Raw genomic sequence first — 15,798 nt, forward strand, 5'->3', positions numbered from 1 at the left:
ACCAAATAGGCTTACTATATTGTGTCCGCTCTCAATCCAATTTACTCAATTCAGAATTCTGAATTCTAATTTCTGACAACAAAATTTTAGGGGTAGTTGTGTAACTACCCCTTTATTCCCCTCAAATTAGAATTTAATTCCACCATCCTTTATAGGATGTATATTTTACTTTGAAATATTAACTAAAGTTTCGACTTGAGAACTAGCCAAGGTTGGCGCTGTAAAAATACGCGAGTAGAGACTTGATGGTTGTTGGTGAGCAACAACTGGTAGAACTTGACGAGCATGAGCAGCTACTTCTACTGCTTTAACATCATAAGTCTGCGTTGCCAATTTGGGATAGAAACCGATACCGATGATTGGTAGCAGTAGACAAGCGGTAATGAAGAGTTCGCGGGGTTTGACATCAGATACTACAGCATCCAAGTGCAACTCTTGATTTTGATTTCCGTAGAATACTTGACGCAGCATTGAGAGCAAGTAAATTGGTGTCAAAATCACGCCCACTGCTGACAGCAGCACCACTACAACTTTAAAGCTAGAACTGTAAACATCGCTGGTGGCGATACCTAGAAATACCATCAACTCACCAACAAAGCCACTCATTCCTGGTAAAGCCAGGGAAGCCATTGAGCCAACGGTAAACAGAGCAAAAGTTTTGGGCATTACTTTTGCGATTCCACCCATTTTATCCATCATCAAGGTGTGGGTGCGATCGTAAGTGACACCAGATAAGAAGAACAAGCTAGCAGCTATCAAACCGTGGGAAACCATTTGTAATACAGCGCCGCTGATGCCAAGTTCTGTGTAGGAGGCAATTCCAATCAGCACAAACCCCATGTGGGCAATTGAAGAGTAAGCCAAGCGACGCTTGAGATTGGTTTGAGCAAAAGCACAGCAAGCACCGTAGACAATGTTCACTACACCTAAAATCGCCAGCACTGGAGCAAAGTAAACATGGGCATTAGGCAGCATCTCAACGTTGATGCGGATGAGAGCATAACCACCCATTTTCAATAACACACCAGCTAAAATCATCGAACCGGGTGCTGATGCTTCACCGTGAGCATCGGGTAGCCAAGTGTGTAAAGGGAAGATTGGCAGTTTTACACCAAAGGCAATTAAGAAACCTGCGTAGACTAATAGTTCAAAAGCTTTGGGATATTCTTTCATTCCCAGAGTCGCCATATCGAAGGTGACGGTATCTCCTGAGAATGCCATCGCAAAACCCGCTACCAAGATGAAGATTGAAGCAGCAGCAGTGTAAAGAATAAACTTAGTGGCTGCATAGCGGCGATTTTGTCCTCCCCAGATGGAAATCAGCAGGTAAACCGGCACTAACTCGATTTCCCACATTAAGAAGAACAACAGTAAATCTTGAGCAAGAAATACACCAAGCTGAGCGCTATACATCGCTAGCATCAAACCGTAAAATAATCGCGGCTTGTTGGTAACTTTCCAAGCCGCGAATATTGCGAGGGTATTGATTAAGCCTGTCAGAAGTATCAAGGGCATCGATAAACCATCAACCCCAACAGCCCAATTTAAACCTAACTGCGGTATCCAAGGATAGTTTTCTATGAGTTGCAGCGTTGAACTTTGGAAATCATATCTATACCAAAAGGTATAAATCATCAATGCGAAATCTGCAAAAGCAACGAATAAAGCGTACCAACGAACAGTTTTACCTTCTTTATCTGGGATTAACGGGATGGCTAAGGCAGCCACCAGGGGCAAAGCAATTATGGCTGTTAGCCAAGGATATTCCATAGCATTCATCACTTCTGACAATCAATTTCACTTTTCGCTTTTAATTACATTATATTAAGCTATTTGTATTTTTGTAAACGCGCTTTCCTTTGAAAGATAAAATCTTAATTATTGATAGGAATAAATACTCAGTTTGAACTACTCTAGCCCATTCTAAATGTAAAGTTTTGCAACGTCAACAAAAAACGGCGGCTTATGCCACCGTCCTCAGCTAGAATTTAGCCTGATTATTGATTTATGAGTATTGGCTCATATTTCACACAATACGGTTGACAATCGTCCAGACTTCACCATCTGAGCGGACATGGGGAACAGAGATTGTCTTGAACCCAGTGATGAAAGGCTTGTAATAGACTTGCCAATACATAGGACTAAGCTCATCGGCGCAGGCTTTTAGTAAGCGGATTTCGGTAGCTAGTTCGGCTGCGAGTTGGTTAATGCGTTGAGCGTGAACTTGAGCTACTTTTTTCGCTTCCTCTAGCTGTTGTTGTTGGGTAAGTTGTTTTGATTCAATTTGCCAACGAGCTAATTCAGCTTGTTTTTGTTGTAGTTGCAATTCCAGCGCTGCAACTGCATCATCTATACCCTTGAGTTCAGCAGATAATTGAGGATTTTCTCTAGCTTGGCGACGGAAAGCCTCAACCATTGCCAAGGGTGAATCATTTTCGGCTAAATTTACATTATTAATAGTGAGTGCAGCGCGTTCTTGCTGGAGGACTTGTATTTGAGATTTCAGCGTTGCTATTTCAGCTTGAATTCGATCCATAGGGCGAGTGGGGAGCTTTCAAGGGTAGGTATTTAAGAAAATCTGTAGATGATGTGGGAATCCGATTTGATTCCTGAAAAAATTTGCGTGGTGGGCGTTCGCGCAGCGCAAGCGCGATAGGAAAGGAACTCTTAACAGCTAAGAAGGAATAAAAGTGTACCTAGTAGTCTGGCAAGTTAACTTTGCTAGGTGAGGGCTGGGGAAAGGGAAAGGGGAAAAGGGTAAGGGATTTAAAACCTTTCCCCTTTACCCTTTACCCTTTACCCCGCTTGCGTCACCAAAGCGAACTACTAGCTTCAGAGAAATCAAATATGAGTCCTATAGGATTCTTATAGTAATTATTAATTATGAATTATTTTGACCCGACTCCCTACCTGAAGGGGCTAATTTATTCTCTGGAAGTCCCCAAGGATGAAGAATTTTGCGGAATTAGTTAAAAGTGTTTTACAGCCCATACGGCAGCATTGCGGCAAGGTAAACTGTTGGAATCAACTGCATAAAGTTGAGCTACGCAAAGTTAAAAACAGTGACCTATGCCTGCTTTTTTATTAGAAATTGGTACAGAAGAACTACCTGCAAGCTTTCTCAGTGATGCCTTATCGCAATGGCAAGAGCGCATTCCTCGAAGTTTGGAAGCAAATAGCCTCAAAGCCGAAAGCGTTGAGGTGTACGGGACTCCCCGGCGTTTAGCGGTATTGATTACAGGTTTACCATCCCAACAACCAGACCGGGAAGAAGAAATTAAAGGGCCTCCAGCTAGTGCGGCCTTTAAAGATGGTCAACCGACACCAGCAGCAGTGGGCTTTGCCAAAAAACAGGGTGTGCAAATACATGCGCTGTCTATTCGCCCCACTGATAAAGGGGATTTTGTGTTTGTGCAAAAAAGAGTGGATGGCCGTCCTGTGGCAGAAATTTTGACAGAATTGATTCCCCAATGGATTTGGGGCTTGGAAGGTAAGCGGTTGATGCGTTGGGGTGATGGAGATGCGAGATTTTCTCGACCAATTCGTTGGCTTGTGGCTTTGTTAGATGATACGGTGCTGCCTTTAGAATTGGTAAATGGTTCTAAAACGATTCAGAGCGATCGCCACACTCAAGGTCATCGCGTCTTACATCCTCAACCTGTGACAATTCCCCAGGCTACAGATTATATTACCACCCTAAAATCTGCCTACGTTACCGTCGATCCAGAAGAACGGGCAAATGTTATCAAACAGCAAGTAAATACAGTAGCCGAAAATTTAGGCGGACATACAGTAATTTACCCCGATTTGTTAGAAGAAGTCATCAACCTGGTAGAATATCCTTCGGCAGTTGTCGGTAAATTTGAACCAGAATTTTTGGAATTACCAACTGAAGTAATTACTGAAGTTATGGTAACTCATCAGCGTTATTTTCCTGTATTTAAACCAGGAAGTTTTCAGCAAGAATTACTGCCAAATTTCATCACTATTTCTAACGCCGATCCTCAAAAATCAGATATTGTAGCTGTGGGTAATGAGAGGGTAATTCGCGCTAGATTAGCTGACGGCAGATTTTTTTACGAAGCTGATTTGGCTAAGCCTTTAGAAAGCTTTTTACCCAAATTAGAAACAGTTACTTTCCAAGAACAATTGGGTTCTTTGCGTCTCAAGGTAGATAGAATAGTTAAGATTTCTGAGCAAATTAGTCAGCAATTAACATTAACACCAGAGCAAAGCCAAAAAATCCAGCGTGCGGCTTTATTATGTAAAGCAGATTTAGTTACCCAAATGGTGTACGAATTCCCTGAATTACAAGGGATTATGGGAGAAAAATATGCCTTAGCTAGCGGTGAAGATAGCGAAGTCGCAAAGGCAATTTTTCAACATTACTTGCCAACAGGAGCCGGTGACAATTTACCAGAAACACTCACAGGTCAAGTGGTGGGGTTAGCAGATAGATTAGATACTTTAGTGAGTATCTTCGGTTTAGGTTTAATTCCTTCCGGTTCTTCCGATCCTTTTGCTTTACGTCGTGCCGCCAATGCAGTAGTAAAAATTACGTGGTTTGCTAATCTACCAATTAAATTAGATGACTTACTGTTGCAAATTGCAACAGATTTTGCGGCAAAATATCAAAAAGATTTGGCATCATTAACAGCAACATTACAAGAATTTTTCTTACAACGCATTCGGACTTTATTGCAAGAAGAAAAACAAATTGATTACGACTTAGTGAATGCAGTTTTGGGTGAAAACGACCCAGAATATACAGAGCGGGCATTAAAGGATTTGTTAGATGTGCGCGATCGCGCTTTATATCTGCAACAAATTCGTAACAACGGCATCTTAGATACCATCTACGAAACCGTTAACCGTTCCACACGCCTAGCCGCCCAAGGGGATTTGGATAAAAAACAGCTAGAACCCACAAGCTTAATCCGTGAAGAACTATTCCAAAAGCCGTCCGAAGTAGCTTTGTATAAAGCCTTAGTGGATTTAGTGCCAGAAACTCAAGCAGCACAACAAACCAGAAACTATCAACTGCTAGTAGCAGCATTGACAAAAATTGCTCCTACAGTTAGTAACTTCTTTGACGGGCCAGATAGCGTTTTAGTAATGGACTCCGATCCAGAAATTAAGCGTAATCGATTACATCTATTGGGATTAGTTCGCAATCATGCCCGTGTTTTAGCTGATTTCGGAGCAATTGTCAAAAATCTGTAGCGTAGACCAACAAAAAGTTGTGTAATTTTTGCCAATAAACGTTAGTATAAGGAGTGCTTAACCAGGGATCTCTGCTGCAATCTATGTCCAGAGCTACTGTAATTGGATTTGGAAAGTCCGGTGTTGCTGCGGCGAGATTGTTGAAACGGGAAGGTTGGGAGGTGCAACTGAGTGATTCCGCTAGTGCTGAGAGCTTAGCTGAACGTAACACCTCCGAGACCCTTCTCCAACAACAACAAGAACTAGCTGCCGAACAAATAACCGTAAAACTCGGTCAATCTCCAGACTTGAATGGTGCTAATTTACCAGAATTAATAGTCGTCAGTCCCGGCGTACCTTGGGATGTTCCTGTATTAAATAAAGCACGGGAACTAGGGATTGAAACCATCGGCGAAATAGAACTCGCTTGGCGACATTTACAACCTTTACCTTGGGTAGGAATTACCGGCACTAACGGTAAAACCACCACCACATCTTTAATTGCTGCCGTTTTTCAAGCAGCAGGCTTGAACGCACCAGCCTGCGGTAATATTGGCTACGCCGCCTGTGAAGTCGCTCTGTCTTGGAAGGGAAGAGGAGCAGGGGAGGCAGGGGGAGCAGGGGAGGAAAATCAAATCCAAAATCCAAAATCTAAAATCCAAAATTCTCTTGATTGGATAATTGCCGAACTTAGCAGCTATCAAATAGAATCTTCAACGTCCCTAGCACCTCGCATCGGTGTTTGGACGACTTTTACGCCAGATCATTTGGCGCGGCATAAAACTCTAGAGAATTATTACAACATCAAAGCCAAGTTATTGCGGCAGTCTGAGTTACAAGTATTTAATGGCGATGATGCTTACTTGAGCAAGCTGGGTTTGAGTACTTGGCCGAATGCTTATTGGACTAGTGTCAAAGGAAGAGATTTCTTAATTAGCGAACAAGGCTTTTATATAGAAGATGGCTGGGTTGTGGAAAAGTTAACAGCTACCTCCGCCCCAGAACGAATTGTGAAAATATCTGCTTTGCGGATGGTGGGAGAACATAACCAGCAAAATCTCTTGATGGCGGTAGCAGCAGCGCGGTTGGCGGGAATTAATAACGATGCGATCGCTCGTGGAATTAGTGAATTTCCTGGCGTTGCTCATCGTTTAGAACATATCTGCACTTGGGAAGGTATTAATTTTATTAACGATAGCAAAGCTACTAACTACGATGCTGCGGAAGTTGGCTTGGCATCGGTGGACACTCCAGCGATTTTAATTGCTGGTGGAGAAGCAAAAGCAGGCGATGATACTGCTTGGCTGGCACAAATTCAAAGCAAAGCTGCTGCTGTGTTATTGATTGGTTCTGCTGCACCCGCCTTTGCCCAACGCTTGAAAGAAGTAGGGTATTATACTTATGAAATTGTGGAAACTATGGAAAAGGCAATTCCCAGGTCTGCGGAATTAGCCAAGCAATATCAAGCACCTGTAGTTTTGCTATCTCCTGCTTGCGCGAGTTTCGACCAATACCCGAATTTTGAGGTACGGGGCGACCATTTCCGCCAACTGTGCCTTGCTTGGGTGGAAAACTCCAAACCCAACACAGTAGAACTTTCAAACTCGGAAAATTCTCGTCAACAGTCCATAGTTCAAAGCCGCTAGGCTTGTGTGTCAACTAGTGGTGGCGATGGAGTACTGATTTGCGGAGTATGGTAGGCGCTTATTTCAACGTTTACCATTTTGCTTTTCCTAAGTTAATACTTCGGACAAGTCTATTTACTTGTGTTTTTTTGCTGCACCTATGAGGGGTTCAACTTGGACGGATATATCAGGAAAGGCCAGGGGTGAAATAGTCCCTGTGGTTAGTATCAGTTCAGTTGTGTATTGCCCATTTTTCAGGTCACAAAACACTTGCAATTGCGGAGTCTTCAGGTTGACAACCCAGTATTCAATAATGCCAGCCTCGGCGTAGATTTCTTTTTTCTCACCTAAATCTTTGCTGAGGGTGGCTTTGGAGAATTCAATAATCCAGAAAATATCTTCAGGGTAAGGATGGTGTTCTAAATAAATCTCACCTAAAGGTTTAACAATGGCAACATCGGGCGCAGGTTCTGAATCGTTTGGCAGGGTGATGGGTTTGGCATCGCGGATTTTTACGCGCTCACCGAGCAACATACGGAGATAATCAGCGGCTTCTGTATTGTAGTATGCGTGAGGTTCTCGTTCTGGGGGCATAACAATCAGATCGCCACGCAACAGTTCAATCGGCTGGTCATCAAAAATTCCTGCTTCTATTGCTTGGTGATAGCGTTCAATTGTCCATTTATAGGTAGTTATGGTCATATCATGTCCAGTTGAAGACTTATCATTGAGGGGCAGGGGAGAAGAGGCTTTTGAGATTTTGCTAAAGATGTGGTAATCATAAGTGATTAGCCGGATATTAGATTCTACCTATGTTTAGCGTTTTTCTACCAATTAGACCAGAGATTTAGTTTAATGTTATTAAATTTTGGTAATAATCCGATCCATATACCAGTTAATTCCAGGAGCTAGCAGGCTGTGAAACCTGCTAAGGAATGTCATTTCTAGTCCGGGAGTAATTGCAAAGGATTTTTTCTTAATACCTTGTACAATCTCAAAAGCGACTTTCTCGGCACTCCAAGTTTTGGCAGTGCCGGTAATCATTTTCGTTTCAATGGGTTTGGTTTTGTTTTCTTCCTCAAGTTGTGGCGTGTCAGTATCAGGAGGATAAACAATTGAGACGTTCACTCCCATCAGCTTCAATTCGCCGCGTAAAGACTCCGCTAAACCCCGTAAGGCAAACTTGCTAGGACTATATGTGGTGTAACCATAAATACCAATCAAACCTGCGCCAGAAGAGATGAGTACGATGTCGCCCTGTCGTTGTTGTTTCATGGCTGGTAGTGCTGCTTGAATGCAGTAAAGCGAGCCAAAGTAATTGACTGCCATTGTGCGTTCAAAAATTTCTGTTGGCTGTTCTTGAAAATAACCAGGTTGGGCGATACCAGCAGAAGTAATTAACAAATCAACAAAGCCAATTTGTTCAATAGCTGTTTTGATAGCTTGTTGGGCTTGAATTCTATCGGCTACATCCGCGGAAATAGCAATAATGCGCTGATTTGGATTTGCCCTTACTGCTTCTATCTCTGCTTTTGCACCCTCCAGTTTCCTTTCGTTGCGAGCAATAATTGAAATATGTGCGCCCTCACTAGCTAACAGTTGCGCTGTTGCTTTACCGATTCCACTTGAACCGCCAGTAACAATAGCGTGTTTTTGGTCAAAATTTTTATTCATAATTTTGAGGACAATCTTGAAAATTTGCCTCTGGCGTCCCATAGTCAAGAGTACGGAAGACACAGTAAGTTACTAAGTAAATAGTCATGATTAAATCTAAGATGTCATTGCGAGCGAAGCGAAGCAATCGCAAAGTCTCTGGGATTGCTTCGCTTCGCTCGCAATGACAGAACATATTATATTTATTTATGTCCATCTACTTAGCAGCACATACATATTAGACCTCTTGCAATCAATTGCTTTTTGGACTCTTGTGGTCAAAGGGAAAAGGTGAGCCAGCGCGGTCTTGGGGGTTTCCCCCATGAGCGACTGGCGAACCCCGAAGGGGTTAAAGGGAAAAGGGAAAATACCAAACCTTTCCCCCTTTTCCCGACTTATGCAAGAAGTCTATTATCCCATCGCTGTTAACTGTTAACGGTTGACAGTTAACAACCAACACAAAAAAATGCACTACCTTAAATACAAACAGCTAATTTTTCCTATTCGCGGACATTTTCCAGTTTGTTTGGATTTACCCAACGATTTACAAATTGGTTTTTATTTTTGTACACCTTAATTTGTACTTCCTTGGAACCTAACTTGACCACTTCTGCGGGAATTCTCTGGATATCAGCAGAATCGCCACGAGCTTTATAAAGCCAAATTACTTTTTGACCTACTTCAAAGTAGTCAGGATTACTACTTGAGGAAGGTGCTATTTTTGCCCAGGTGGGAGAAGCAAATGTTAAGTTAAACAAAAAGACTAATAACACTAAGGTAATTTGGAAAAATTTGATGTTCATTAGATTGAGTCAATTTCTAGAAAAAGCTAAAGTAATAATTACGAGAAATGGTTAAATTATTTTATTCATTTTCTAATGTTGGATTTTTAAAATGTACATGATTGATAATTTTTATCTCTTGCAATAAGTATCAATTAACTCTAAAATTTGAAGCTAATATCAATTTTTTATTGAAAATAAAGATTAATCTGTATAGGCACAAAATTATCCCTTGATTTAAAATACTGAATAATCATTGATGATTTTTTCATTAAAAATTTTTGTTAACTCTAGAATAAACAAGCTTTGAAATAAAATCAAATATTGTTGCTTGTTAAAATAATAAATTAAATTAATCGTAGATGTTCTAAATCAATTGCTCGATACAGGTAGTGATTGAGAAGAGATTTTGAGGATAGTGAAGTATGGAATTTTTGGGCAGCGATCGCCCCATATCAGCTAGTGTATTCTAACTAATGGAAAAAATTGCTCAATTATAATCTCTATCTCCAGAATAATTGACGTAAAATCACACTCTAACGTAAACATTAGATATGTAGAGCATCATAAACTGTGATTTATATGCCTCACAATATGTGCCTACTTGTGGCAAAACAATTCAATATCGATCGGCTAGTTCCTACCCTGCGGCAAGAATCAAAATCTATGCCCAGAAAAATTTTTTGCCGAGTTTGGTGTGACTTTTGCAACAATAAATTGTGATTAGCACGTGATTACAATTGTAGCTTTATACCCGACCCATGACTAATCGACACAAACCCATGAAAAACGAGTCAACGTCAGCAAGCAACGCCGACGCTAATTTCCTTTTCGGTGGAGGTGAAATGGGTGCGCGGATGCGAGAATTCGACTGGTCGCAAACTTCTCTTGGCCCAACACAACATTGGCCGCAGAGTTTGAAAACAGCGGTGCGGATTATGCTGACTTCTCGCCAACCGATGTTTGTCTGGTGGGGGGACGAACTGATTAATCTTTACAACGATCCTTATAAAGCTATTATTGGTGGTAAACATCCACAAGCACTAGGCCAGCCAGCTTCCCATGTGTGGCGGGAAATTTGGGAGCAGGTAGGGCCGCGAGCAGAATCAGCGATGCTGAAAAACGAAGGCACTTACGATGAAGCCTTACTGCTGATTATGGAGCGTAACGGCTACCCAGAGGAAACTTATTATACTTTTTCCTATAGTCCAGTTCCCAATGATGAAGGTGAGACGGGCGGGATTATTTGTGCTAACACAGACGATACACAACGCATCATTGGAGAACGGCAGTTAAATTTATTACGTGAGTTAGCAACTAGGACAGCAGATGCACGTACATTCGATGAGGCCTGTACCTTGAGTGTCAGTTGTCTGGAAACCAACCCTTATGACTTCCCCTTTGCAATGATTTATTTGGTCGAACCAGACCAACAACAGCTTTTTCTTGCTGGAACATGCCGCATTCAGCCAAACCACAAAGCAGCACCACAAACAGCTGCTCTCGATTCTGATGCTGTTTGGCCTTTTGGGGAAGTGATGGCAACCCATCAAACAAAATTAGTTGATATTTTAGCAGGGGATTTTGGTAGCTTGCCTTGCGGGATATGGGAGCGATACCTACGGCGGACTTCGCCAACGCCACATCAAGCAGTGGCTATACCCATTGCACCATCGAGAGAAACAGGCAAAGCTGCCATTTTAATTGCTGGCTTAAATCCCTTCAGGCTGTTCGACGATAATTATAGAGGATTTATGGAACTAGTTGCAGCTCAGATTGCAGCTAGCATTGCCAACGCCCAGGCTTACGAACAAGAGCGCAAACGAGCCGAAGCTTTAGCAGAAATCGATCGCGCCAAAACTATCTTCTTTAGCAACATCAGCCACGAGTTTCGTACCCCATTAACTCTAATGTTGGGGCCACTAGAAGACATCCTAGCCGATGGTGGCAGTTTGTTACCAAGCAACGAACAAGAGCAGTTAAAAATGGTGCAACGTAACGGACTGCGCTTGTTGAAGCTAGTTAATAGCTTGTTAGATTTCTCGCGAATTGAAGCCGGAAGGGTTCAAGCTTCCTACGAACCCACAGACCTCGCCAGTTTCACCGCCGAATTAGCTAGTGTTTTTCGTTCAGCAATTGAACGAGCAGGAATGCAGTTATCAGTTAATTGTCCTCCCCTGCCGGCATCAGTGTATGTAGATCGGCAAATGTGGGAAAAAATAGTTCTCAACCTGCTGTCTAATGCCTTCAAATTCACCTTGGCAGGAAAAATTGTGGTGAATTTGCAGTGGGTGGAGAATAAGGAAGCGGGGATGCGGGGACGCGGGGACGCGGGGAGGTGGGGATGTGGTGACGCGGGGAGGTGGGGACGCGGGGACGCGGGGATAAGGGAAGATGAAAATGTAGAGAATTTTTCACAAACACTTTTTGCGTCCTCTTTCGTAGAACTGTCAGTGCAGGACACAGGAATCGGCATCCCAGCAGCAGAAATTCCCCAGTTGTTTGAACGCTTTCATCGCGTCAAAGGAGCGCAAGGACGAACCTTTGAAGGATCGGGAATTGGTCTGTCACTGGTGCAAGAATTAGTGAAAATGCATGGTGGAACTGTCCAAGTAAGCAGTGTTTTAGGAGTAGGCAGTTGCTTTACTGTATCCATTCCTACAGGCTATGCTCATTTACCTCCAGACAGGATTAGCGCAACTCAAACTTTAACTTCAACTGCCTTGGGTGCAGCACCCTACATAGAAGAAGCCCTGCGTTGGTTGCCTGAAGAGGGAAGTGAGGAATGGGCAGTGGGCAATAGGGAAATAACATCTTCATCTCCTACTTCCTATTCCCTACTTTCTACTTTCTCTGCCCGTATTCTCCTCGCTGATGACAATTCTGATATGCGTGATTATGTCAAGCGGTTGTTAAGTCAGCACTATGAGGTGGAAGCAGTGCCCAATGGTTTAGCTGCTTTGAATTCTGTTCGGGAGCGTTTGCCAGATTTGGTACTGACGGATGTCATGATGCCTTTTTTGGATGGCTTTGGATTGTTGCAAGCATTACGCAGCGATCCGCAGACCAAAAAAGTTCCCATCATTCTGTTGTCGGCACGAGCAGGAGAAGAGGCGCGGGTAGAAGGGTTAGAAGCTGGAGCTGATGATTATCTGATTAAACCGTTCTCTGCCCGTGAATTGTTAGCACGGGTAGAAGCAGCCTTAAAAATGGCTCGTTTGAGACAGGAAACGATGCAACGAGAACAAGAGCTGCGGTTTGAAGCGGAGGTGGCAAAGGCACATTTAGAAACGGTGTTAGCTGGTATCCAAGACCAGTTCTTTGTATTGGATCGTCAGTGGCGCTACACCTTTGTCAATAAGCAGGTAGTAGAAGTTGTGGGCTTTTCTGAGGAGGAGTTACTGGGTAGAAGCATTTGGGAGGTGTTTCCAGATTTAGGGGGAAGTGAATTTTATACCCAGGTTCATCGGGCGATCGCCGAACAAACTGTGGTTCGTTTTGAATATTTTTATCCTAGATGGAATCGCTGGTTTGAGAATCGCATCTATCCCTTTAATGAAGGTGTATCAATTTTTATCACAGATGTCAATGATGTCTATGAGGAACTACGCCTACGCAAACAAGCCCAAGAAGCACTTCTTGAAAGTGAGGAACGCTTTCGGCTGATGGCAGATTCAACACCAACATTAATTTGGATGTCTGGTACTGATAAATTATGTAATTATTTTAATAAGACTTGGTTGGACTTTACTGGGCGAACCATAGAGCAAGAGATGGGCAATGGTTGGACTCAAGGAGTGCATCCCGACGATTTGCAATATTGCTTAGATACTTATAGAAATGCCTTTGACACCCGTCAAGGGTTTCACATGGAATATCGGCTCAGACGCTTTGATGGACAATACCGCTGGATTTTTGATGTCGGCGTACCTAGATTTACTCCCGAAGGAGAATTTTTAGGGTACATCGGTTCCTGTATTGATATTACCGAACGCAAGGCCGTAGAATCAGAACGCGATCGCCTGCTGCAACTAGAGCAAGTTGCCAGAACCGAAGCCGAAAGAGCCAACCGCATCAAAGATGAGTTTCTAGCAGTACTTTCTCATGAATTGCGATCGCCCCTGAATCCGATTCTCGGTTGGGCGAATTTGTTAAAAACTCGTGAATTTGATTCAGTGGCACTGAAAAAAGCGATCGCCACCATTGAGCGTAATGCTAAATTACAAGCTCAGCTGATTGAAGATTTGCTCGATGTCTCTCGCATTTTACAAGGCAAACTCAGCCTGAATATGTTTCCCGTCAGTTTAGCGATCGTCATTGATGCGGCATTGGAGACAGTGCGTTTGGCAGCAGAAGCAAAAAATATTCAAATTCATAAAACCCTCGATACTTGTGTAGAGAGAGTTTTGGGCGATTCCAGTCGTTTACAACAAATCATCTGGAATTTGTTATCCAATGCTGTGAAATTTACCCCCCAAGAAGGAAGAATTGACATTCAACTCCAGCAAGTTGACACTCAAGCTCAGATTATTGTCAGCGACACAGGTAAGGGGATCAGCCCCGAATTCCTTCCTCATGTGTTTGAATATTTCCGTCAGGCTGACAGCACGACAACCCGAAAGTTTGGTGGCTTGGGGTTAGGCTTAGCAATTGTTCGTCATTTGGTAGAACTACATGGGGGAACAATTTGGGTAGAAAGTTTAGGCGAAGGCCAAGGAGCCACTTTTACAGTTAGACTACCCTTAATCAAAAAAGATTTAAATCAAAAACAAGATAACGAATTTCTTGATTTTGATGTTTCCCCCGCCACTGAAATTCTGACGGGTATAGAAATTTTAGTCGTGGATGATGATGCAGATACCCGTGAATTCCACGCATTTGTGCTAGAACAAGCTGGAGCCAAGGTGACCACTGCGGAATCGGCTTTAGAAGCACTACAAGCCTTGGCAGAGTCAAAGCCAGATATTCTAGTGAGTGATATCGGAATGCCCGAAACAGACGGTCATATGCTGATGCGCCAAATTAAAGCATTGCAGGTAGAGCAAGACAAACAGATTCTGGCCATCGCTTTAACTGCTTATGCAGGAGAAATCAACCAAAAACAAGCACTTCAATCAGGATTTCAAAAACATATATCCAAACCCGTGGAACCAGACGAGTTAGTCAAGGCAATTGCTAATTTGATTGGTAGGTAGGATTTTGGGGGTTGATTGTTGACTGAGGAGTTGAGAGTTAGGAGTTAGGAGTTAGAAGTTATATCATGTCCGCGCGAGGCGTGACTTCTCTCCTTGTCTCCCCAGTCCCCCCAATCCCCATCATGCCTTAGCGTACTTATCAATGATATTGGCTAAGTCTGGTATCGCCTCTTCAACATGTTTTTTCGCTGAGCCGCGAAGCTTGTCATAGGTTCCTCGCACGATTTGGCGTTTCACAGTTTTGAGTCTGGCGTCAGTTACGCCCAGAAGTGCATCTGCTGTATCTGATGAATTAGCAATCACGTGTCCCACTGGGTCACCTTTTTGAACGCCTTCATTCCAAATGGGATCGAGTGCTGTCAAACACTGGGGTAAAAGTTGTTCAACCGCATAAGGAATGTATCCAGGCTTGATTCCCTTTAAGGCTCCAAAGGCCGCTTTCAAAGCCATACCACTGATACCTGACTTAGAAGCAATCTGTGTTTCGAGCAGGTTGCAGCAGTCTTCTACCACCATAGCTTTTTTGTTTGTGTTCAAAAGTCCGTCGCTAAGTCCCATTTCACTCCTCCTGAGAAATCCAGTACTTAATTTTCATTCAATTAATTTTTTAGCAAGCAGGAAGTTACAGAAAATGGTATCTGAGATGCCATTGTCAGTCCTAAAGATAACCTTGCTGTGCTGTTAAATGGTAGTTTTGAATTTAGCTATAACCTAAATTAAGTAACCTTAGTATCACATCACAAGCCAAAAATTAAGTAAATACATTTAATTTTTTCCATAAATCTAAAAAAATTTATACTAATTAACCAACTTGAAGTCAAACACCATAAAGATGCTTAACCAGCTGTTGAGAATTCTAGCAAGGACTGGTGCGATCGCAAATACTACATCTTTGAAACAATTTTTATAGCTCAATAGCTATTAAGCGATACTTATGGCAAATACTTTTAAAAAAAATTACTCTCATGGCAAGTTTGTACCAAGAGCATGTACAATTTCTACTTAAAATTTAAAAAATGCTACACAATGCGTGAGCAAAAAGTTTCACTTTACTCCTGTAATTTATATTAGGTGTAAGGCTATGATTTCCCAAGATTATGATTCAATTTCCGATGTAAATGAACTGCTAAGAAAAATCAGAATCAAAGAAAGTCAGCTAAAAATCGCACAAGAATCTGATATGGTAAACGTAATTACAGCATTACGGACTCAACTGTTAGAACTACAGCATGAGTTATCAGAGTCACCTGACTCGGAATTGCAAGCATTGATGAGTTTGTTAGATGACTGAACTACCCCACCCTAGCTTGAAAGGAGTTCGGTCACAACCATAGGTGTCAA

The 15,798-nt window shown here is 42.5% G+C and carries 10 protein-coding genes; 4 read left to right on the forward strand and 6 right to left on the reverse strand.

Features of this window, described 5'->3' with window-relative positions; genetic code table 11:
• Window positions 1-165: 165 nt before the first annotated feature.
• Both VF06_RS30565 and VF06_RS30570 read right to left on the reverse strand, forming a co-directional pair.
• Window positions 166-1,779, reverse strand: a complete 1,614-nt coding sequence (locus tag VF06_RS30565) for an NAD(P)H-quinone oxidoreductase subunit 4 (protein WP_099069098.1) — start codon at window positions 1,777-1,779, stop codon at window positions 166-168.
• A 247-nt stretch (window positions 1,780-2,026) separates the two neighbouring features.
• Window positions 2,027-2,536: a hypothetical protein gene (locus VF06_RS30570; RefSeq protein ID WP_099069097.1), complete on the reverse strand. Its 510-nt coding sequence runs from the start codon at window positions 2,534-2,536 to the stop codon at window positions 2,027-2,029.
• A 533-nt stretch (window positions 2,537-3,069) separates the two neighbouring features.
• Between VF06_RS30570 and glyS the strand changes: the two genes are divergently transcribed.
• The gene (glyS, locus tag VF06_RS30575; protein WP_099069096.1) at window positions 3,070-5,223 is read left to right on the forward strand and encodes a glycine--tRNA ligase subunit beta; all 2,154 of its coding nucleotides are present in this window, start codon (window positions 3,070-3,072) and stop codon (window positions 5,221-5,223) included.
• A gap of 83 nt (window positions 5,224-5,306) precedes the next feature.
• Window positions 5,307-6,848, forward strand: coding sequence for a UDP-N-acetylmuramoyl-L-alanine--D-glutamate ligase (gene murD / locus VF06_RS30580; RefSeq protein WP_099069095.1), 1,542 nt, complete (start codon window positions 5,307-5,309; stop codon window positions 6,846-6,848).
• A 114-nt stretch (window positions 6,849-6,962) separates the two neighbouring features.
• Here murD and VF06_RS30585 read toward each other — a convergent pair whose 3' ends face one another.
• From VF06_RS30585 to VF06_RS30595, 3 genes are all read right to left on the reverse strand, one after another.
• Window positions 6,963-7,529, reverse strand: a complete 567-nt coding sequence (locus VF06_RS30585) for a Uma2 family endonuclease (protein WP_099069094.1) — start codon at window positions 7,527-7,529, stop codon at window positions 6,963-6,965.
• A 159-nt stretch (window positions 7,530-7,688) separates the two neighbouring features.
• Window positions 7,689-8,501: an SDR family oxidoreductase gene (locus VF06_RS30590; RefSeq protein ID WP_099069126.1), complete on the reverse strand. Its 813-nt coding sequence runs from the start codon at window positions 8,499-8,501 to the stop codon at window positions 7,689-7,691.
• Window positions 8,502-8,980: 479 nt separating this feature from the next.
• Window positions 8,981-9,283 carry a hypothetical protein gene (locus VF06_RS30595; RefSeq protein ID WP_199341804.1) on the reverse strand — a complete coding sequence of 101 codons (303 nt, stop codon included), beginning with the start codon at window positions 9,281-9,283 and terminating at the stop codon, window positions 8,981-8,983.
• Window positions 9,284-10,044: 761 nt separating this feature from the next.
• Here VF06_RS30595 and VF06_RS30600 point away from each other — a divergent pair.
• Entirely contained in the window at window positions 10,045-14,457 is a 4,413-nt protein-coding gene (locus VF06_RS30600) for an ATP-binding protein (RefSeq protein WP_099069093.1), read from the forward strand.
• A 120-nt stretch (window positions 14,458-14,577) separates the two neighbouring features.
• Here the strand turns inward: VF06_RS30600 and VF06_RS30605 are convergent, their stop codons facing one another.
• Entirely contained in the window at window positions 14,578-15,015 is a 438-nt protein-coding gene (locus tag VF06_RS30605; RefSeq protein WP_099069092.1) for a DUF6918 family protein, read from the reverse strand.
• Window positions 15,016-15,538: 523 nt separating this feature from the next.
• Between VF06_RS30605 and VF06_RS30610 the strand changes: the two genes are divergently transcribed.
• Window positions 15,539-15,748, forward strand: coding sequence for a hypothetical protein (locus VF06_RS30610; RefSeq protein WP_099069091.1), 210 nt, complete (start codon window positions 15,539-15,541; stop codon window positions 15,746-15,748).
• Window positions 15,749-15,798 lie beyond the last annotated feature (50 nt).

It is taken from the genome of Nostoc linckia z4, assembly GCF_002608075.1.
Taxonomy (GTDB): domain Bacteria; phylum Cyanobacteriota; class Cyanobacteriia; order Cyanobacteriales; family Nostocaceae; genus Nostoc; species Nostoc linckia.